At 52.5% G+C, this 21,228-nt stretch carries 15 protein-coding genes; 5 read left to right on the top strand and 10 right to left on the bottom strand.

What is annotated here, in order from left to right; all coding sequences use genetic code 11:
* Positions 1 to 27 precede the first annotated feature (27 nt).
* Positions 28 to 1,080: a LacI family DNA-binding transcriptional regulator gene (locus CKO_RS15945; protein ID WP_012134500.1), complete on the bottom strand. Its 1,053-nt coding sequence runs from the start codon at positions 1,078 to 1,080 to the stop codon at positions 28 to 30.
* Positions 1,081 to 1,436: 356 nt separating this feature from the next.
* On the opposite strand from CKO_RS15945, the gene CKO_RS15940 reads away from it, so the two are divergent.
* The gene (locus tag CKO_RS15940) at positions 1,437 to 3,644 is read left to right on the top strand and encodes a TonB-dependent receptor (RefSeq protein WP_024130813.1); all 2,208 of its coding nucleotides are present in this window, start codon (positions 1,437 to 1,439) and stop codon (positions 3,642 to 3,644) included.
* 369 nt (positions 3,645 to 4,013) lie between these two features.
* Here CKO_RS15940 and CKO_RS15935 read toward each other — a convergent pair whose 3' ends face one another.
* Both CKO_RS15935 and CKO_RS15930 read right to left on the bottom strand, forming a co-directional pair.
* The gene (locus CKO_RS15935; RefSeq protein ID WP_012134496.1) at positions 4,014 to 4,790 is read right to left on the bottom strand and encodes an SGNH/GDSL hydrolase family protein; all 777 of its coding nucleotides are present in this window, start codon (positions 4,788 to 4,790) and stop codon (positions 4,014 to 4,016) included.
* Between the two features lie 10 nt (positions 4,791 to 4,800).
* Complete coding sequence (locus tag CKO_RS15930) at positions 4,801 to 5,838, bottom strand: porin (protein ID WP_012134495.1); 1,038 nt, start codon at positions 5,836 to 5,838, stop codon at positions 4,801 to 4,803.
* 414 nt (positions 5,839 to 6,252) lie between these two features.
* Here CKO_RS15930 and CKO_RS15920 point away from each other — a divergent pair, with 414 nt between their 5' ends.
* Complete coding sequence (locus tag CKO_RS15920) at positions 6,253 to 7,623, top strand: class-II fumarase/aspartase family protein (protein WP_012134493.1); 1,371 nt, start codon at positions 6,253 to 6,255, stop codon at positions 7,621 to 7,623.
* Between the two features lie 37 nt (positions 7,624 to 7,660).
* Here the strand turns inward: CKO_RS15920 and CKO_RS15915 are convergent, their stop codons facing one another.
* Positions 7,661 to 8,554, bottom strand: a complete 894-nt coding sequence (locus CKO_RS15915) for a MurR/RpiR family transcriptional regulator (protein ID WP_024130811.1) — start codon at positions 8,552 to 8,554, stop codon at positions 7,661 to 7,663.
* 347 nt (positions 8,555 to 8,901) lie between these two features.
* On the opposite strand from CKO_RS15915, the gene dcuC reads away from it, so the two are divergent.
* The 3 genes from dcuC to CKO_RS15900 all read left to right on the top strand — a co-directional run bounded on the left by dcuC (position 8,902) and on the right by CKO_RS15900 (position 14,246).
* Complete coding sequence (dcuC, locus tag CKO_RS15910) at positions 8,902 to 10,269, top strand: C4-dicarboxylate transporter DcuC (RefSeq protein ID WP_024130810.1); 1,368 nt, start codon at positions 8,902 to 8,904, stop codon at positions 10,267 to 10,269.
* 27 nt (positions 10,270 to 10,296) lie between these two features.
* Entirely contained in the window at positions 10,297 to 11,991 is a 1,695-nt protein-coding gene (locus CKO_RS15905; RefSeq protein ID WP_012134490.1) for an NAD-dependent malic enzyme, read from the top strand.
* Between the two features lie 356 nt (positions 11,992 to 12,347).
* The gene (locus CKO_RS15900; RefSeq protein WP_012134489.1) at positions 12,348 to 14,246 is read left to right on the top strand and encodes a methyl-accepting chemotaxis protein; all 1,899 of its coding nucleotides are present in this window, start codon (positions 12,348 to 12,350) and stop codon (positions 14,244 to 14,246) included.
* Between the two features lie 128 nt (positions 14,247 to 14,374).
* Here CKO_RS15900 and CKO_RS15895 read toward each other — a convergent pair whose 3' ends face one another.
* The 6 genes from CKO_RS15895 to CKO_RS15870 all read right to left on the bottom strand — a co-directional run bounded on the left by CKO_RS15895 (position 14,375) and on the right by CKO_RS15870 (position 21,224).
* Positions 14,375 to 15,757 carry an EAL domain-containing protein gene (locus tag CKO_RS15895; protein WP_232626232.1) on the bottom strand — a complete coding sequence of 461 codons (1,383 nt, stop codon included), beginning with the start codon at positions 15,755 to 15,757 and terminating at the stop codon, positions 14,375 to 14,377.
* Between the two features lie 79 nt (positions 15,758 to 15,836).
* Positions 15,837 to 16,739: a fimbrial protein gene (locus CKO_RS15890; protein ID WP_012134487.1), complete on the bottom strand. Its 903-nt coding sequence runs from the start codon at positions 16,737 to 16,739 to the stop codon at positions 15,837 to 15,839.
* Between the two features lie 16 nt (positions 16,740 to 16,755).
* Positions 16,756 to 17,259 carry a type 1 fimbrial minor subunit FimG gene (gene fimG / locus CKO_RS15885; RefSeq protein WP_012134486.1) on the bottom strand — a complete coding sequence of 168 codons (504 nt, stop codon included), beginning with the start codon at positions 17,257 to 17,259 and terminating at the stop codon, positions 16,756 to 16,758.
* 12 nt (positions 17,260 to 17,271) lie between these two features.
* Positions 17,272 to 17,802, bottom strand: coding sequence for a type 1 fimbrial adaptor subunit FimF (gene fimF / locus CKO_RS15880; protein ID WP_024130807.1), 531 nt, complete (start codon positions 17,800 to 17,802; stop codon positions 17,272 to 17,274).
* A gap of 10 nt (positions 17,803 to 17,812) precedes the next feature.
* On the bottom strand, positions 17,813 to 20,437 hold the full coding sequence (locus tag CKO_RS15875; RefSeq protein WP_012134484.1) for a fimbrial biogenesis usher protein: 2,625 nt from the start codon (positions 20,435 to 20,437) through the stop codon (positions 17,813 to 17,815).
* A gap of 82 nt (positions 20,438 to 20,519) precedes the next feature.
* Positions 20,520 to 21,224: a fimbria/pilus periplasmic chaperone gene (locus tag CKO_RS15870; RefSeq protein ID WP_161799976.1), complete on the bottom strand. Its 705-nt coding sequence runs from the start codon at positions 21,222 to 21,224 to the stop codon at positions 20,520 to 20,522.
* Positions 21,225 to 21,228: the final 4 nt, after the last annotated feature.

Below are 21,228 nucleotides of genomic sequence, written 5' to 3'. Positions count from 1 at the left end.
GAACGCGACGTTCTTCTCGCGTTATTCTCATCGTATATTTTCCGCTTCCCGCACCGATTGTCGGCATACCAGGGAAGGGGGAAACAAAAACTCGTCGGGAGGGATTGCCGGAGTCTCTATTCGGGCGATCAGGCGCTCAACCATCACGTCCGCCATCTCCGTGAGCGGCGGCATAATGGAGGTCAGGCCGGGGTAAACCAGGCCAGAGAGTGAAATATTGTCGATACCGACGAGAGAGATCTCTTCCGGTACGCGGATGCGGGCTTCGTGCAAACCACTCATCAAACCAATGCCAAGCGCATCGTTAATGGCGACGATGCCGTCAGGACGAAGGGATTGCTGGCAGAGGGTTTGCGCCAGAGAACGGCCCAGTTCGGTCATTTCGGTATCTCCGTAGGCGGCCATCGCTTTTCCTTCGATGATCATCCCTTCACGATACATGTTGTGCTGGCGTACCGCGCTGAGAAAGCCTTCTATTTTATGCGCGCGGCTGGGGGTCATCCCTGCGACGGTCGCAAACGCGAGGCGGCGACACCCGCGCGCGATAAGATGCTCTGCCGCCATTCGGCCCGCCTCAACGTTATCCATCGACACGCTGTCCAGCGCGAAACCGCCAGAGTCAACGCTTGCAGGCATACGGCCATCGTAGTTCACCATTATCATGCCCTGCGCCGCCGCGCGGGCGAAATGCGGCTTTTCGATATCACAGGCGGCCACAATAATCCCGCGAACGCCATGAGCAAACATATCTTCCAGAAACGCTTCTTCTTCTTCGATTTGGCGATAGGTGTTGCCGATCAGCACACGGTAGAGGTGTTTTTTGGCGGCCAGATCCACTTCACGCGCCAGTGCCGCAAAGCTGGGGTTCACGATGGATGGCACCAGCAACCCGATCATTTTTGCCTGCCCCGTTTTGAGTTGCTGGGCGACCCGGTTGGGGAAATAGTTGAGCGTTTGCATGCTTTGCTGAATGCGCGCCAGCGTTTCCGGGCGCATTTGATCGGCGCGGCCGTTAAGCACATTGGACACCGTGCTGACGGAAACGCCCGCATGCTTTGCGACATCTCGAATGTTTGCCATACATCTCCTTTGCAGCAATCGGTGAATGGCGGCTCATTCAGTATCGCCATCTGGATAGCAGAGTATAAACTACAACGGTTTAGTGTAACGTTACAGCTAATCGTGTCAATGCCATAAATCCCGTAACCGTTGTTCACACAATGAAAAATCTAAATAACATTGATAATGAGTTTTACTCTCATTATCATGTCGGCTGTGCGGGTTTCGGTGATTATTCTTCGTATCAAGGATGGACACAGAACATATATATGGAAAACCCTTCCCATACATAAAACGAGCATTTTTGTTCGGGTTTCATTCAATAAAACCCCATTTTAAACGGGTTTTTTCGTGTCCTTGTATTCATGAGATTAATGATGAAAAGCAGCGCAAAAAATAATTATTCTCTGCAAAAATCCTTGCTGGCATTCGCGATTGGTGCCGCCGCTCACGGTGTTTACGCAGCAGAAGACACTACCGGGAAAGAAGATACGATGGTCGTTGAGGCCAAATCCGCAAACAGTGGTTTTAAAGCCGGTGGCGACGCGCAGGTGCCCGCGTTCCTGGAGGGGCAGGTTGCCCACGGAGGACGACTGGGGGTTCTGGGCGAACAAAAAGCGATGGATGTGCCGTTTAACGTTATCGGTTACACCTCAAAACTGGTGGAAGACCAGCAGGCGAAGACCATCGGCGAGGTGCTGAAAAACGACGCCGCAGTACAGCCCGTACAGGGATACGGGAACTTCTCAGAAAACTATCGTATTCGCGGCTTTGAGCTGGCGGGGGATGACGTGACCTGGGGCGGCCTGGCTGGCGTGCTGCCGCGTCAGGTTGTGGATGCTTCGCTGTTTGAGCGCGTGGAAGTGTTTAAAGGCGCCAGCTCTTTCGTGAACGGCGCGGCAAGTTCCGGCGTGGGCGGTATGGTCAACATGGAGCCGAAACATGCTGATGACCTGCCGCTGACCCGCCTGGGAGTGGATTACACCTCTTCAACTCAGGTAGGCACCACGCTGGATGCCGGTCGTCGTTTTGGCGATAACAATCAGTTTGGCGCGCGAGTAAACATTCTGCATCGTGAAGGCGAAACCGCCGTTGATAACGAGAAAAAGCGCACGACGCTGGCCGCCCTCGGGCTGGATTATCGCGGCGATAAACTGCGCTCCTCGCTGGATGTCGCCGCCCAGAAAAAGACATTCCACGGCGGGACGATGGGGATTAACTTAAGCGGCGTCGATTTCGTGCCGGATGTACCGAACAACACGGATAACTACAGCCAGAAGTGGGGCTACAGTGATATTACCAACCAGTTCGGTATGGCGCGCGCTGAATACGACATCCTGAATAACTGGACGGTCTACGGCGGCGCCGGGGCGCAACATGCGCATGAAACCGGGATTTATACCGCGCCAAAATTACTGAACAGATCGGGTGATGCTGTCGTCAATGTGCTGTATACCAACCGTATTATTGACGCGTTCAGCAGTATGGCGGGTATTCGCGGCGAATTTGATACCTGGTCGGTCAGCCATAAGGTGAACCTGGGCTATTCGGCGGTGATCAAACGCGATAAAACGGCATGGCGTATGAACTGGGCCAACCCTGGCTCCATGACCAATATCTATGACAACCATGATGTGCCAATGCCGCAGTGGGATCTCGCCGGCGGCAACTATCACGATCCGCTGACAACCTCCCGAAACCGTACTCAGGGTTATCTCCTCAGTGATACGCTGGGATTCTTTGATGACCAGGTGCTGCTGACCGTCGCCGCGCGTAATCAGAAAGTGGTGGTGCGTAACTACAGCAATGCGACCGGTGAAGAAGACACTGCTTCTCGCTATACGGAAAGTCGATGGATGCCGACCTACGGTATCGTATATAAGCCGTGGGACACGGTGTCACTGTATGCCAACCACACCGAGGCATTACAGCCGGGTGAAAACATTACCGATCAGGAGTCGCCGGATTACGGTAAAAGCATCGGTATTCTGCACTCTAAGCAAAATGAAGTGGGCGTGAAAATTGATTTCGGCACCGTCGGCGGTAGCCTGGCGCTGTTTGAGATTAAGAAACCGTCCGTGATTAAGAACGAGACGACGCAGGAATATTCGACCGATGGCGAGCAGCGTAACCGGGGTGTGGAAGTTAACCTGTTTGGTGAGCCGGTCTACGGTCTGCGTCTGAACAGCAGTGCGACCTGGTTACAGCCGAAACTGACCAAAACGCAGGATGGCGTCAACCAGGGGAATGATGCTTCCGGTACTCCACGTTTCACCGCCGTTCTCGGTGCTGAATATGATATCCGGCAGGTTGATGGGCTGACCGCTACAGCGCGACTGAATCACACCGGCTCGCAGTATGACGGCGCCGCCAATGAGAAGAAGCTGGACAGTTACACCACGCTTAACCTCGGCGTTCGTTACCGGATGCGCGTAAACCAGGAGCAGAATGAGATGGTATGGCGTTTAGGGGTGGATAACGTCACCAACGAGCAATACTGGTCTGGCGTATCCGACTACGATGGCGTATATGTGTTCCGTGGCGAACCGCGTACCCTGAAGCTGTCTGTTAATTACGACTTCTGAGTTAAAAACGGGCAGGGATGCCCGGTAGTAATGCCGGATGACGGCTTCGCCTTATCCGGCCTACGGTACTACGGTGTGGTGCGGGTAATGCCGGATGGCGGCTTCGCCTTATCCGGCCTACGGTACTGAGTTAAAAACGGGCAGGGATGCCCGGTAGTAATGCCGGATGACGGCTTCGCCTTATCCGGCCTACGGTATTACGGTGTGGTGCGGGTAATGCCGGATGGTGGCTTCGCCTTATCCGGCCTACGGTACTACGGTGTGGTGCGGGTAATGCCGGATGGCGGCTTCGCCTTATCCGGCCTACGGTACTACGGTGTGGTGAGATTGTAGGCCCGATAAGCTTGCGCCATCGGGCAACCAAACCAGCTATGATGATTTCTGAAACTCGCTGACGGTTTCCCACGCAATCTGCTGCAATGCTTTTGCGGTGGCTGGGGTCATATCCGTGTCTACGGGCAGCGCTCCGCCCACTGGCGACTGGTTATACAGCGTGGCAAAGAACACACAGGCGGCTAAATAGGTTCCTGCAATGGAAGGGTGTACGCCATCGTGGTAATAAAGATTAATTTCCGGGTGTGCTTTACGCGCTTTTTCAAAAGCCAGGCCGACCGGCGCGACATAGCCGCCAGTTTTCTGCGCAATGGAAACATAGGCGTCAGCAAGTTTCTGTATATCCTCTGGTTGATCCCGCTTTGCCCAGGTCATGAAGTACACGACTTTTGAACCTGCCTGATGCGCCATATCCGCCATTTTTGTCGCGGATTCGATGAAATTCTGCCGGGTGCTCTCTTTCTGTGAGATCGTCTCCGTGGAGTTGCCTTGCAAGATGACAACGTCCCATTTTTGCAATGTATTCTGATAGGCGAGATTATGAATTTGCCAGCCTAAATGACCGCTTGAGATGGTGATCCCTCGATACTTATACCCTTTCGCGTGGTTCGGTAGTAAAGAACGCGTCAGATCCCGCAACCGGGTATTAATATTGTTGTTATAGAACGTAAACGAGTTGCCATACAGCGCGACAATTTTATTATCCCCCTCTATTTTTGCATAGGGTGAGGGCGCTAATAGCGCATCAGCATGCACACATAAACTGCCAAATAAAAAAGTTGATGCAAGGGATAACTGCATTATTCTTTTCATAAATCACCTGTCAAAAGTCATAGCGGAGTCCAACGATGAGCGCGTCATCATTGACTTTTTGGTTTTTATTGGCGAAGGCTTTATCGTAAGTAAATGATAACCAGGTATCATCGGCTAATGTTATTTGTGTTTCGACACGCCAGTCCTCTTTTTCATAGACGGATTTATCTTTCTCATCCAGGAAACTGTAACCGGTAAGGAATTTAAATTTACCGTATTTCCAGGACAGTAATGAATCCATGCCTTTAAAGTCATTGTCGCTTTTATTATCGCGCGCAATGGATGTGCGTAATGCGGTGACGGCGGCTTCAACGTTCTTATAGCTGAGCTGCAAGCCTGCCATGATCTGGTCGTTTTGATTCCGGCCATCGGTGGTTTTTACGCCATCCTGGCGTTTATAACGGCTGGCGGCAATCGCCGGTGTGAGTCTGAAATCCCCCAGTCTGAGCGTGTTTCTGTAACTGGCCATTGCGCCATAATCCAGAGCTTCATTACTGCTGCCATTGCCCGCGACCCACGCCAGCTGTATCTCATTGCCTGCAAATTTAGCATTCCATTGTACGGTGCCGTCCTGGCGGTTGAACTGGTAGGAGTCATCAATGGTGGTGATGCCGTAGCTGTAAATATTCGGCGTAAAGTTTTTATATTTATCAGTCATTTTCATGACCTGATACAACGGGTTTTTGGTCCTGCCGACAATCAGTTCGCCCCAGGTTTTATTGGACAAACCAATATAGGAGTAGCGCGCTTTTAAATCGCTATCCCCGGTATTGCTGTCGTTTTTTTCGGTTCGCACCTGCCATTCCAGACGGCCTACGATCTTTGTCTCGGGGATAAAATCTAAATCCCGGGTGAGGTAAATCCCCAGACGGCCACCCAGATTCGTTCGCGTTTCGCTTCCGGCATAAGAGTTTTCTCCGCTGGCAATTTTACCTTCCACACGGCCATAAATATCCAGCGTATTTCCATCTTTATTATAGATACTCATCGCATATGAGGAGGTTGTCATCCCCGTCAGTAGAATAAGTGAAATCATTTTTATTTTCATAGCATCCCCAGAAAACAATAGTTAGCTTATTTATCTGTTCGAGTGAGCGGTTTATCGCAGGAGGGATTGTTCTGGAAAAAAGGATGGTCATGATATGGGAATTATTTTTTCTCATTACAAAATGTGATTTTTAGCGCATAACGATGTCCTGTTTTATCATGTTGCTAAATTTCATGGTGCTTATTTGCGAAAAGTTAAAGCAAAGCGAAATACGCGTTGCACTAACAAAGCAACTCATTGTGATAGCTATCTCATTTTTGTGTTTTTCAGGCGTTAAAAAGGGAAAGCAAAATTCTCATGACGTATTTTATGAATGGGAATTTTATTTTCCCCTGTTAATCAGTTGGCCGATCCCGCAAGATTCATTCACGACCTTTTATATTAATATGCTTTATATTGCCGGAGAGTCGCAGTATGTACGGTAAGCAAACAACAGTATTTGATTCTGACCTCTATTCATCGCTCTTTACCGAGAGTCGGATGCGGGAAATCTGGTCTGACGACAATCTGCTTCGCTGCTGGTTGACGTTTGAAGCAACGGTAGCGCGCGTGCAAAGCGAGCTGGGCATTATTCCTGAACAGGCGGCGATTGAAATCGAGCAGGCATGTCAGAACATCGAGATAAACTGGCCTGCCTTAGCCCAGGGAACGCAAACGGTGGGCATGGCGATTAAGCCCTTGATCGACCAGATTTCGGCTGCTGGCTCTCCGTTGGTTAGCCGCTATCTCCACTGGGGATGCACCACCCAGGATCTGCTGGACTCCGGCGTGGCGATGCGATTACAGCAGACGCTGCAACGGGTATATCAGCAACTGATTGAGGTAGGGGAAGAGATGAAGGGCATGGCCTTAAAGCATGCCCGCACCGTTATGGTTGCGCGCACCAATTCGGTTGATGCTTCCGCCACGACCTGGGGGCTGCATGTCTCCGGCTATCTGGCGGAGGTGAATCGGCATCTGAACCGGCTGCAACAGCTCTATCCCCGGGCGATTACGGGTCTGTTTGGCGGCGCGGTGGGGAATCTTGCCTCCGTCGGCTCTCAGGGAATGGCGACGCGTGAGCGGTTGATGCGGGCGCTGGGGCTAAACGTTCCCTGTGGTATAAACAATGCCAGCCAGGATGCAATTGTTGAAGTGGTTCAATGCTTTGCGCTGATTCACGGTACGCTCTGCCGCCTGGCGAATGACGTGGAAACCCTGGGACGCACCCCCATCGCGGAAGTGCTTGAAGGTGAGGGCGGCGGAGGCTCCAGCACCATGCCGCACAAGGCTAATCCGCGCGCCAGCAATATGATTCAGACGCTGGCGAGGATGGGCTGGATGTACGCCTCCGGCGCGCCTGCGATGTTGGATCAGCAGGATGTGCGCGCGGCGTCGATGAGAGTATTGAACTGGACGATTCTACCCGAGGCGTCGAACGCCTTATCGGTCAGCCTTAGCCGGGCCAAAAAGCTGCTTTCCCACCTTATTGTGAATGAAGACAGAATGCGCGCTAATTTTGACTGCTCGAAATCTTTCATTATGTCGGAATCGATTACGATGAGTCTGGCGAACAAAATAGGGCGAGAACCCGCTTATAATTTAGTTAAAGCGCTGCTCAGTCAGGCGAATGGTGAGCAAAGTCTTATCGACATTGTCCACGCCAGCCCGGAAATTCGGGCGTCGTTATCCGCAGAAGAAATTGCCGATGCCTGCGAGCCGTTGTCTTATATTGGTTGCAACGATGCGCTGATTGCCGAGACCCTTGCGCGGTTTGATGAAATGAAAGTCATCGATATTGCGTAGCGCTTTATGTCGGGAGCGTCCCTCCCGACTCTGCTGGTCAGGTATTATGTGAAGAAGCGGAAAATGTCTCAAAGAAGAGAAACAACTCTTCCAGTTGGGCAAAGTTGCCTTCATTGTCACTCTTCTCATAAGCCAGATGCAGAATCAGTTCGATAAAAAAGAAACCGAGAATTCGGCTTTGAAAAATGGACTCCACGTCGCTTGGCAGGACAAACTGAAGATCGCAGAATTTACCGTAAGGATTGGCATCAGAATTGGTGATCAGCACGACGGTCGCATTTTTCTTTCTGAACCATTTCGCGATATTGAGTGCGACCCGGTTAAAGCGATAGTAGGAGAATACGATCAGAACATCATCTGGTTCAATGTTTATCAGGCACTTGGGCAACTCGCTGATGTCGGTAGGCAGAAGAGTGATGTTGCTGCGAAAGTACTTTAACAACGTACAAAAATGCAGCGCCATCGCGTGGGAGGAGGAAGGGCCGACCACATAAATATGGCGTTGGCTGTTGAGTACCAGTTCGATGAATTTATTCAGGCTATCGATGCTGATGGTCTGTTTAAAACTATTAAATAATGAAGTGACTTTATTATTAAAGGTCTCAACAATCTGTTCTGTTTTGGTGGTGTTTTTAGGCCGCTGGCGACTGTTTTTCTCAAAAGGCGCGGCGATTTTGTTTTTTGACAGCGTGGTATCCAGCGCTCTTCTGAAAGCCGCATAGCCGGTAAAACCGACTTTATTCAGAAAGCGCCCGATGGTTGCTTTGCTCACGGCGGCATTCTGGGAAAGATCGACAATCCCATGATAAGGTAATTCGCTGAAGTGTTTATTAATATAGTCATTAAGCCGACATTCAGACTCGGTCAGGTCACCAATATTTTGGGTGAGTGAATTATACTCATCCAGACTTAATGTGTTTTTTCTGTACATGTGCAGTACCCGGTGACGTTTTATATTGAGATTGTTATATGAAAAGATACCTCTGCCGTCAATCATTCCGTGGCTGGCAATTTAGTAAAACGTCTTATTTTCTGCGGGATCGCGCCCCATGTAGATAAGATGCGATCTTACTCACAAAAAAATATGGGAAAAGCCCTTTCCCATATTTTATAGCACGGTGGTTTATTACGATTAAATCGACAGTGCAATTATTTAATACCGTGAACTGACGGACATATTCTCATGGCAATATGTATGAGCAGGTTTTTAGCTGTTGGTGAAAATGCTGCTTGCATAAGGCTGACATCTCTGATTTGTATGGTATAGGGATTGTTGTTATGACTGCATTTATTATAGCAATAGTGATAACAGTAATTGCCGCGTGGTTAATTGTGAAAAATTACCAGCCGCAAACTGTGTTATTATTCGCGGGGCTGGTGTTATTAACAGTTACCGTTCTGTTTTACCCAGAGAATAGTATTCTTTATGGTAAAGCAAAATCTACCGGGTCAACCTGGCTGGATATCTTCAGTTTTGCAAAAGAGTCTTTAACCACGCAAATCGCGGGTATCGGCTTAATTATTATGGCGGCGGGGGGATTCGCCAGTTATATGGATCACATCAAAGCCTCGAATGCGATGGTGAATATGTGTATTCGTCCCTTGCAGGTCATTAAAGCGCCTTATCTTATTCTTGCGCTGGGCTACATTTGCGCGCAGCTTCTGCATGTGGCGATCTCCAGCGCAGCCGGGCTGGCGATGTTATTACTGGTGACGTTCTTTCCCGTACTGGTGCGGCTGGGCGTCAGTAAAGCGTCCGCTGCCGCGATGATCGGCCTGTGCGCGTTTATGGATCTTGGCCCGGCGGTTGGAACGGCGAATCTTGCGGCCAAACATGCCGGAATGGAAAGCGCGATTTACTTTGCGCACTATCAGATGCCGGTGGCGGTTGTGGTTATGCTGGCCGTCGCGGTGGTGATTTTCTTTACCGCCAAATATTTCGATAAAAAAGATGGGTTTGTTCCGGGGACGGAAGAGGTTGCCGAAGCGGAAGAGGAAGGACGCAAAGTGCCCGCCATTTATGCGCTGCTGCCTGTATTGCCCGTCATTCTGGTTCTGGTTTTCAGCCCGCTGGCGATCGCATCCATCAAAATTGACGTTGTGACGGCGATGATCCTCGGGGCGGTGGTCGCTTTTTTCTTCGAGCTGTTCACCACGCGTGATTTCCGCGCCTGTTGTAAAGGGTTGCAGGTATTTTTCAAAGGAATGGGAAGCATGTTTACCAGTATCGTTTCTTTACTGGTCTGCGCGGATATCTATGCCCAGGGGCTACAGAAGATCGGCGCAGTGGACTATCTCCTTCAGTCCGTACAAAGTGCCGGTCTGGGCTTTACCAGTATGACGTTGGTGATGACGGCGCTGGTGGGCGTTACTGCGGTATTAACCGGTTCTGGCGTGGCGGCATTCTTCTCCTTTTCCGGGCTGGCGCCCTCTATCGCGGCGAAGTTTGGTGAAAGCGCGGTCAATATGATTCTGCCTATGCAACTGATGGCGGGAATGGGGCGCTCTATTTCTCCGGTTGCGGGCATCATTATCGCCGTGAGCAAAGCGGGCGAATGCTCACCGTTTATGATCGTCAGAAGAACGCTGCTCCCGGCGCTGGCGGGGATTGCCGCGATGTTGATTGCCAACTATGTGCTGATTTAACGCTTTTCTTATTACCGGGTTTAACTCATGGACAGCAACGTGACACACGATGTTTTATACGTCCCGTTTACGGGGAAACTGTTACTGGAATCGCCGTTATTGAATAAGGGGAGCAGTTTTACTCAGCAAGAGCGGAATGATTTTAATCTTAATGGATTGCTGCCCTGCGCTATCGAAAATATTGATGAGCAAGCGGAACGCGCTTACCAACAATATCTGGAGGCGGAGTCTGATAACGCGCGGCATATTTATTTGCGTAATATCCAGGATACGAATGAGACGCTATTTTATTACCTGCTGAAAAAACATCTCCCGGAAATGCTGCCGATTGTTTATACCCCAACTGTTGGCGCGGCCTGTGAAAAGTTTTCCGGGATTTACCGTCGCGCCAGAGGGGTCTTTATTTCGTGGCCCGATCGCGAACGTATTGACGATATTTTGCATGATATCCCGAGACACGATATCAAAGTGATTGTGGTGACGGACGGGGAACGCATTCTGGGACTGGGCGATCAGGGCGTTGGGGGAATGGGGATACCGATTGGCAAACTGTCGCTGTATACCGTTTGCGGCGGGGTAAATCCGGCGCATACGTTGCCCGTTATGCTGGATATCGGGACAAACAATCCGCGATTATTAGACGATCCCCGCTATATGGGCTGGCGGCATCCGCGCATCACCGGTGAGGACTACTTTGCGTTTATCGGTATGTTCATCGCTGCGGTGAAACGTCGCTGGCCGGATGTATTGCTGCAATTTGAGGACTTTGCCCAGCATACTGCGGTTCCTTTGCTGCATCGTTATCGTGATGAGCTGTGCTGTTTTAATGATGATATTCAGGGAACGGCGTCGGTCGCGCTGGCGACAATTTTAGCGGCCTGCCGCGCCAGCCAGCGTGATTTTAATCAGCAGACGATGGTCATCGTTGGCGCAGGGGCGGCGGGTTGCGGCATTGCCCGCCATATCATCGCCTGCCGGGTGGCCGAAGGTATGGACGCCGCAGAGGCCAGCAAAACGATTTTCATGGTGGATCGCGACGGCCTGGTGATGACCACCGCCTCGTCGCTGGCTGATTTTCAGGTTCCGCTGGCGCAGCCTCCTGAAATGCTATCTGGATGGGCATACGCTGGCGCGACGCCGTCCTTGCTGGAGGTCATTCATAACGCGAAACCTGGAGTGATGTTGGGCGTTTCAGGGCAGGCGGGACTGTTCACTGAAGAGGTGGTGCGTACGATGTATCGCCACTGCGATCGCCCGATTATTATGCCGTTGTCTAACCCGACCTCCAGAATGGAGGCCCGGCCGCAGGACCTTATCCGCTGGACTGATGGACAGGCGATTATCGCAACGGGAAGCCCTTGTGAGCCGGTAGATTTTGCCGGACGTACGATACCGGTATCGCAGTGTAATAACGTGTATATCTTTCCTGCCATTGGTCTTGGCGCGATTGCCAGCGGCGCCAGGAGGATCACGGAAACGATGCTGATGGCGGCGAGCCGCGCGCTTGCCGACGCCTCGCCTTTGGTGCGTCATCATGGCGGAGGACTGCTGCCGGAAATCAATATGATATGCGATGTAACCCGCCGTATTGCCTTTGCGGTGGGGAAGGCGGCGCAGCTGTCCGGCGTAGCGGATGCGCTGGATGATGCAGTGCTGACACAGCGCATTACGGCGCATTTTTGGCTACCGCACTATCGTCCTTATAAACGCCGTGCTATCTAGTTTTTGGCTATGAATGCCCCGCTTCGGCAGTCGCGCCGGAGCGGGGCCGGGCGTATTAATAAAAAATACAAGACGATAAAAAATAAAGGTAAGGAATAAAACTGACATCATAAGTTGAAAAATAAAACTTCATTAGCCTGCGATGCATTGCGCGGATTGTGCAACTTCATGATATGTATTTAATTATTTTTGAAAGCGGATGTGCGGCCTTATACAAGGTCAGATGGACGGCTGTTAATTAAAATGCTGTTTTTATTTTATGTGGGGAAAACCTTATTCAGAGCGATCGAAATAAGTAAAGAATTGCGGATAAATGTCGTTATAACACTTATCCAAACCGATCGAGACCCTACCCCATGATGTGGAAAACAACTCAAGCCCGAGTGACACTCCTGCTTATAAGTTTTTTTGTTATATTACTGTTGGTTACGTTTGTTGTTATCAAACAATTTGTCTCTCCGCAGATTATTGCAACGGAAACCAGAAATATAAGGGCCACGGTCGAGCTGCAAAGTGACGCGATAAAAGAGCAAATGAACCGCGTTAAAGCGCAGCAGCGCACGATCACCGAACTGGTTTCCGGGCTTCAGAGCGATCAAATTGACGCGCTCTTGCCGCTGTTTGTGAACCAGTATGGCGATCTGAACGTTTTTGGCGGCGGCATCTGGCCATTACCCGGGCTGCGCGAGCCGGGCCGCGACAAATTCAGCACTTTTTATGCGCGCGATGCCGGTGGCGTGCTCCAGCTTAATACGGTCTGGAACCAGCCGGAGTCAGAAAAATACTGGGAACAGCCGTGGTATAAAGACGGTATGGCTGTGCCAAAAGGTGAGTGTGCATGGGCCAAAGCCTACCAGGATTCGGCCAGCCCGCAGCCGAGAACCAACTGCGCGATGACAATCTGGAAAGAGGGAAAGGCCTGGGGTGTCGCCACTATCGATGTGACGTTGGGCTTTTTTAACCAACTGGCAAAAGAGATGGGGAAGGCGGTCGAGGGAACCGTATTAATTGTTGAGTCTGATGGCAAAATTGTTGGGAACGGCGCGCCGACTCAAGGTAATACCGCATTGATGAATGTGCGCGATTTGAATATTCCGTCAGCTTTACCGCTGCTCAATCTGCTGAGCCAGGGGCAAAAAGCGGAATATGAGGGCGGCTATGACGGCGAAGACGGCGCCCATTCGCTGTTTGTTTTGTCGATAGAAGGCAGCCCGTGGTATCTGGTGATTGATACGCCCAGCAGCAACCTGGTGCGCCAGTCTAATGCGATACTGACAACACTCACGCTTGTACAGACGGTGATCGGCCTTATCATTGTTCTTGTCCTGATGCTGATTGTGCGCAACATTTTCAGGAATGTGACGCTGCTGAACAGGAACATAGAGGCGCTATCCGGCGGCGGCGCCGATCTCACGCAACGGCTTGTGGAAAGTAAAAGCCCGGAATTTAATGCCATCATCAATAACTTTAATAAATTCATCGCGTTCCTTCAGGATTTGATGCAGCAGGTTGGGTACAGCTCCTCGGCAATTTCTTCCGCTTCGCGGCAGATCGCCGGAGGAAACCTGGATCTCTCCTCCCGTACGGAAGAACAGTCCGCTTCCATTGTTGAAACGGCGGCGTCGATGGAGCAGCTCACCAGCACCGTACGGCAAAATGCGGAGAATGCGTTGCAGGCGAACAGGCTGGCGACACAGGCTTCCGACGCGGCGAAAGCGGGGGCTTCAGTGGTCAATGACGTGGTTGCCACAATGAGCAATATCAATGATTCATCCTCAAAAGTGGTGGAAATCATCAGCGTAATTGATGGCATCGCGTTCCAGACCAATATTCTGGCGCTGAACGCGGCGGTTGAAGCGGCGCGGGCCGGTGAGAATGGCCGTGGTTTTGCCGTCGTTGCCGGTGAGGTGCGTTCTCTTGCGCAGCGAAGCGCCCAGTCTGCGCAGGAAATTAAGAAGCTCATTGAAGAATCGGTCAGCAGTATTGAGCAAGGTAGCGGTCTGGTTCGCCAGGCGGGTACGACAATGGACGGCTTAATGGAGAAGGTTGAAGACGTGAGCGTTTTAATCTCTGAGATCAGCTCCTCAAGCGATGAGCAAAGTCGTGGAATTGAGCAGATTAATATCGCCATTACTCAGCTTGATAGCGCGACCCAGCAGAATGCGGCGCTGGTAGAAGAGGTTGCCGCAGCGGCCCAGTCAATGGAATCGCAAACCGAGATGCTTGAAAAAGTGGTCGGCAGCTTCAAACTCTGAAAAGCGGTATAACGAAACGCGCAGCATGATGGGGTTAGCCCTTCGCCGGACCGTGGAACACGTCGGTCTCAGAAAAGTTATCCCCTGTCATGCGGCGCTCTATGAAACCAGTAAGGCGCAGCGTACGTTCAGCGAGGTGCGGGATGTTTCGGTAAAAATTGCTGGATTATCTCCGGCAGACGATCGTGAGTGATGGGCGGCGAGAAAAGATAGCCCTGAAAGCGGTCAACTCCCAGCGCTTTCAACTGATTGAATTTCTCCAGACTATCGACGCCTTCGGCAATACAGCGGCTCTGCGTCAACTGGCAGTAATAGAGCAGACTCTTTATCAGCGCCAGTGCATGTGGATCGCGTTGAAAATCATTCACGATACTCATATCCAGCTTGTAGCCGCTAAAGCGGATTGTCCTGACGGGAAACATTACGCTGCTGTGTGAAAAGCAGTCATCGAGGAAGATGCGAAAGCCTTGCCGTTGGATTTTGTCCATATTTTCTGCTGTTCTTCCTTGCTGATGCAGATTGACCGTTTCTGCAAATTCCAGCACTAATCTACCCGACCATTGCGGCTGCTGTAGCTGCTGGCGCGCCGTTTCCATCATTCGCAGCAGGTTTTCGTGGTTGGCGATGCAGGGTGGAATATTTATTGAGAACCAGAACTTACCCTGGTGTTGGTTAATGTTCTGGATTGCTATTTGTAGCACAAAGGCCGTGAGCAGAAGCCAGGCGTATTCGGCGTGGATCTGCGGCAGAAATTCGCCGGGAAGCAATACGTTGTCGCCTCTTCTCCAGCGGGAAAGGATTTCAACCCCCTGCAACCGCAGGTGGCCGTCGGTTATGGGTTGAAATACCGGGAATACCTGTTGGCTATGAATGGCATGGATAAATTCGCGCTCAAAGGGAGATAGCGCGGCGATGAGCTGATTGTTGTGAGTCTTGCTCTGGCTTCCAGGAAAGCGGGTAATCAGATGCGGGTGAGACGCCACCATCTTTTTTAGTCCTGACGTTCTTTGATTATAAAGTGTTTTCTGGCTCACACCGCGGATCTTCGCCTGTGTGTTGATGCTGTACCCGTACAGAAGAGAGAGGGTGGCGCTCAATTCCGTTTTACTTAACCCCGCTGCCGGTTTGCCCTGTATCTGCGCGTCTAAAAAGGACAATTGCTGTAGTTTCGGGTATTGCAGGAAGTCACCCTGTAGCAGCGCTGCCAGTTGTTTCCCAGGAAGGTCGGAAGCGACCGCCCGGACGGCGGTAAGTTGCCGTTTATCAGGAACATGGTAGAGCAGCGTTTGCCATAGCCAGGCGGATGGACTACGGCTAAGGATCAGCATGGGCAACGGTGTTTCTGCCTCAGCAAGCAGGAAGGCGGCTTCCCTAAGAATAAACAGCAGCCAGTAAGGATCGTCAGGGAGAAAAACGACAATCCTTCCGACCTCGGATGTTAGCTGTAGCGAAAGGCGCTCCTGCGTCTGGTGTTGCAGCAGCACCGGTCGCCGTTGACTGCAGGTCATCATTCTGGCGAGTCCTTCCGCCGCCATTGAACAGGGAGACAGGATATAGTCCCCCCTTGTTTTCTCCAGCGAGGAGGGAGGGTTACTGGTAAACAAATGTCACCCCGATGATCGACTGGACGTTGCCCGCTGTGACCTGGCCGCTGGTGCGCGCGTAGGTTGCGGTTAAGCCAAGATTTACCGGCGATGTGCCGACCGTGCCCAGTGCTACGGTGTTGTTAGCGGGAACAACACTACCGTATCGGGTCATCTGAACGCCGATACCCTGCGCCGCTGAGGAGGACGCGGTGTTGCTGAAGATCGAGTTGGCGGCATCGACGGTCGTACCTGAGAGGTAATAGCCGAGGTTCTGGTTTTGCGCACAGTGGACAGTGACCGGCACGGCCATTGAGCCGGGATAGTCTGGAAGCGTCACGGTGACATCACGCGCTGATACGTCGCATCCCCCAGTAGGGACAACAACATTATTGCTGGCGTAAATATTCCAGATGAAATTATTCGGGTTTCCGTCGCTGGCCACTTTATGCATATTCAATTGCGCGATGAGTTCGCCAGAGTTGATGACGACGCCTCCCGCTGCTCCGGTCGCGGTCAGATACATGCGCAGCGGCAATCCGAGATAATCCGTATGAGTGATGGTATAGACGGATGAATTACCGTTCATCGGCAAAGGATACGTATTCCCCGCCCAGTAAACGCTCCCCGTAAACGCCGCAAGCGCGCCACCGAAGGCGGAGCCGCTGGTTAAATTGATGTAGTCTATGATAGAGCCACCGGAGGAGTCGTTTTTACAGGAAACTGAAGAGGATAAATCTACGACCAGGTTTTGACCCACTCCAACAGATGGCGTCAGGTTTACATAGACATTCGCTGACCCTGAGGTCATGGTCTGCCCGGTATCATTGACTTTACAGGTGAATGCCGCAGCATCCAGCGACCAACCCATCAGCAGCAGTGTGGTGAATAGCGCGATGATTTTTTTCATGACAAAATCTCCTGACTCAGGCGTAGGTATAGGTGACGCTAATCACCGCCTGAATAGTTCCCTGGGTGGCACCGCCGTTGACCGTTAACGCTCTGACCTGTAACGGAAAACGGGTGGACTGCGTTGAGTCATCCACCTGAACGGATTTCGTGGCGCCATTGTTTAACGTGGTGCCTGCGTCATCCTGCAATTCGAGCTGAATATTGCCGGCGGTCCCCTGGTTTTTGTAATAACCGGTGCTGTCTGCGGTTCCGCTAAAGGTTGCGATGACCCGGGAGGTGCCGATCGGACAGTTAGTGAGTTCCAGCGCGGTACTGTGCCAGGCGGAAGCCGAACCTGCGGTTACCAGGCTGAAGGTATACAGGTCACCGAGGTCAACGGCGGCATTGGTGGTAGACACCGTGCACGGCTTCGCCACCACCTTCCCGTTGACGGTAATCGTGATATCAGCGGCCTGAAGCCCTGAAGAGGCCGCTGTCAGTACGCTTGCCAGAAGCCACCCTACATAGTTGCGTTTCATCTCAGCCTCCGGTTACTGAAATTCAAGCGTGAATGTTGCTGTGGCATTGACGTGCCCGGCGGTGACCGGAATCTGCGTAGCCATCAGGCGTGCATAAAAGTTGAGGATGTTGGTCTGCCCAGGCGTGAGCGTGGTCCACGCGATGGATGATGACGCGGCATTGAGCGGCAGCATCGTCTGTTGGTTATTGAGGATCTGCACGCCCATGCCTGCGGCTGCCGAGGCACCGCTATCGATCTTCAATAGACAGGTGTTGCTGCTATCCTCCGTGCCGGTAAAGCCGACTTTGACTGCCGTAACCGAGTTACCGCAGGGAGAGAGGACAATACGGAATGGGACGAGCGGGGTTGTCGCCCCCACCGCATTAAACTGTTTAGCGGCGTTATTCATCAGGTCAACGGTAAAATCTTTTGACTCTCCCGCGACAGCGCAGGCATTGTCGCGGACGTAGCCGCTAATCGTAATCGTGCTGTCGGCGGCGAAGACATTGACGCAGGCCAGCGTCAGCACAGCGCCGAGGAAATACAGTGGTTTTTTCATCATCATTCCTTCCTTAACGGCACTCTGCAAAGAGCTGGCTCAGCACATGTTTCTGGCTCTCTTCCGGCAGGCGATACCGGGCCATGCAGTTAGCCCCCGGCCCTTCGCCCCATTTCACCTGAACGCTTCCCGCCAGCGGCATGCCGCTCAGGTAGACCTGGCCGTTATCTGCCACGATGCTGCCGCTCTGGTTATCGCCGGAAGTGACCATAGCGCCGAATGGCACGGGTTTGCCGTTGTGCGTCAGCGTCATCAGGATTTTTACCCCGACGTGGGCTTTAAATTCGGCGCGGACGATGGCGCCGTGGGTCGGCACGACGCTGACCACCGCATCATCGAGATCGACGTTATCCGCCAGGGTGTTGGTATCCAGCGCGACGCGGTTTTCCCTGTACTCAGTGGCGTACGGCATGACGGCATAACCGCGCCAGTCGGTACGTACGCCGGTCTGGTTCTCGACTTTCACGTCTCCGGCGCCAGGCGCTTTAATCAGCACTACCGTGTCATTTAATGGCTGGCTTAAGGTGATGCCGTTGGCATGGGCAAGTACACCGCCGCTCATCCCGTAGTACAGCTGTTTAAATCCATCGCTGTGGCTGTAGCCCACGTTAGCGTTGCCGTAGCCGCCGCGATAGTTCATCGCCGCGTAGCCGGTTCCGCCATTGTTGCCTTCGCCACCGCTGGCATAACCGGTTTGCATGCTGTAGCTCAGGTTATTGTCTTCCAGCAGCGTGCCGTAAAGACCGGCCAGGTTAGTCATCCGTCCATCCAGGTCGTGCGACATGCTGTAGCTGGCGCTTGCGTGCCGCCAGACGGATTTGCTGTCGGAACGCAGCCAGTGGCTGAACGGAATATTGACGTTGAACGCTAACATCTGGTCGCGGCCCTGTTGCCAGGCGTTTTTGGTCAGGCTGTAGCTCAGCGTCCAGTTGATATCGTCAACGGCGGCATTTAACCCCAGCTGTAGCTGTTCGTCGGCCTTGTTGGTTGACCAGTAAGTTTGACGGCTGCCATTCACGTACAGTGTGGCAGTGCGCCCCAACTGCTGCGTTACGCTCATCTGAACCTTGCCCCGCTTGTTATAAGCAAGGTTGTAGTAGTCGGTGAATTTGGGTTTGACCTGAATCACGCCATCCTGGGTTTCAACGTCATAGCCACTCATCCTGCGGTAAGTGGTGTCGGCAAAGCTGTAATAGCCCTGGGTGGAATAACGGTATCCCACCAGTTGGACGTTGGTGCCGGTCTCATAGAGCGACTTGTTATAAAGGAAGCGTATCGATTGCCCCTGGTGAGAGCTGTCGTCAGGCAGGGTGGCGTTGGCCTGAGTTGCATCCAGCGAAACCGCGCCGAACTCGCCCATGTTCTTACCGACCCCTAAATTGAAGGAGCGATAGTTGTCGGCCAGTTGGGTGCCGCCATACAGCGTCCAGCCTGCCGGGAGCCCGTGCAGGAGGGTGCTCTGGAAGAACTTTGGTTTTTCCTGCTGGTCGTTGCCGCTGCGGTATTCACCAGCGGTCACTGCATAACGGGTGTGCCCTTCACGCTGTAACATTGGCACCGTAGACCACGGCACGCTGAAGACCTGGCTGGTGCCATCGGCCTCTTTGATGGTGACCTGGAGATCGCCGCCGTTGCCTGCGGCGTAGAGATCGTTAATTGTGAAGGGGCCCGGCGGCACTGTGCTCTGGTAGATTTCATAGCCGTTTTGTTTGATAGAGACCTGCGCCGTGCCGCGCGCAATGCCGTGGATGACCGGCGCAAAGCCTTTCTGGCTATCCGGCAGCATATTGTCGTCAGAGGCTAACTGGGCGCCACGGAAGTTAATCCCGTCGAAGATATCGCCGTTGGTGTAGCTGTCGCCAAGCGTCAGGCGGGCGCGCAGGGGGGTAATATCGCGCTCCAGCCAGCTGTTCACATGCTGCCATTTATTCTCATTACTGGACGCGCTACCGCCACTGCTGTAGCTCCAGATGGTGTTATCACGCAGACGCCAGGCGCCAAGGTTGAGGCCGCTTTGCAGGTTTAAATACGCGTAATTGCTGCTGTCGCTGGCATCGTTATGTACGTTGTTGCCGGTAAAGTTATAGTTCAGCAAACCGGCGTTAATCCCGTCATCCCAGAGTTCCGGTGGAATATAACCGCGCGCGCGATTGCCCATGAAAGCCTGCGGGACACTCAGGTACAGGCGCTGTTGGCTGACATCGAAGCGGGTGGTGGCATCTTTGACCATTTCCGTCAATGGTACGCAGGCGTCGGACGCCAGCGTATCCATACCGGTGATGGCCGACGTGCTGACCCCCATGCCAGCGAGTTGGCTACGGGTCAGGCACGGCTCCAGTCGATGACCGTTTGCGCCAGCGTTAAACGTGACGTCGCGGGTAGTTATAAAGCCATCGTTCAGATAGATATCCACGCGATAGGCGCCAGGCGGCACCTCTTGCCCGTTTTCAAATCCAGAGAGATCCGCAACGGCCGAGGGATCGTCGGCCAGGAAACGGGGGTTAAAATAGAGATCTGCCCGCGCGAAACCCGCGAGGCAAAGCGCCAATGGTATCTGCGCAAGGACAAAAATAGAGAATGCTTTGCGCCGGGCGCGTTGGGAACCCAAACGGTCCAGTCCGTATTTGAGATGTGACATAGTCCCTCCGGTCCGAAGTCGCCCGGCTGTCAGTTCTTAATTGTAATGTGCGGGGGAGTCCTGTTGGTGGACGGCCCCTGTGTTAACGCAGAACGCCCTTCATTTGCGGGGTCAGTGCGCCATAGTCATTAATCGTCCGGTAGGTAATGTTGCTACCGGCATCAGGTGGCAACTTGACCGAGGTTTTACCCATTGGCGGCACCAGCGCATTTTCCAGCACGCGCGTGCCGGCATTGAGTTCGGTCACCGTCAGGTAATACGGCGTCGGGTTGTTGAGCGTCAGCGATGAACCGTCACGGTTAAAGGTCAGTTTTTCCGCCGCCTGATCCGGTGGCAGAGCCAGTTTCGTTGGGCGGTAGTAGAGTTTGATGCGGCTGATAATCGCCAGTTGTAAGGTGTTATCGCTGAGCTTTGATTTATCCATCGAAGGAATGGCTTTTACGTTTACCCAGAACAGGCTTTCCCGGTCCTGCGGTAACTGGTTGTTGGTGGCATCAATAATGCGCAAGGTATTCTCTTTTTTACCTTGCATCGCAAACAGCGGAGGGGTGATGACAAAACGACCATCTTTGCCGCCATCGGCGTTTTCAACCCATGACTGAATCAGATAGGTACTGTTATTGTCGTTATTGGTCACCGCCAGCTGAACCTGTTTTTGTCCGGCCGGATAGATAACCCGGGTGGCGCCCAGCGCCACGCCTGCTTCAGCGCTGGTGGAAAAACCGCTTGCGGCGAGCATCAAAAAGCCCGCCAGTAAGCCGCGTGTCATCTCCAGTGTTTTTTTCACATTT

It is taken from the genome of Citrobacter koseri ATCC BAA-895, assembly GCF_000018045.1.
Taxonomy (GTDB): domain Bacteria; phylum Pseudomonadota; class Gammaproteobacteria; order Enterobacterales; family Enterobacteriaceae; genus Citrobacter_B; species Citrobacter_B koseri.
This window is presented reverse-complemented; position numbering and strand designations above follow the sequence as displayed.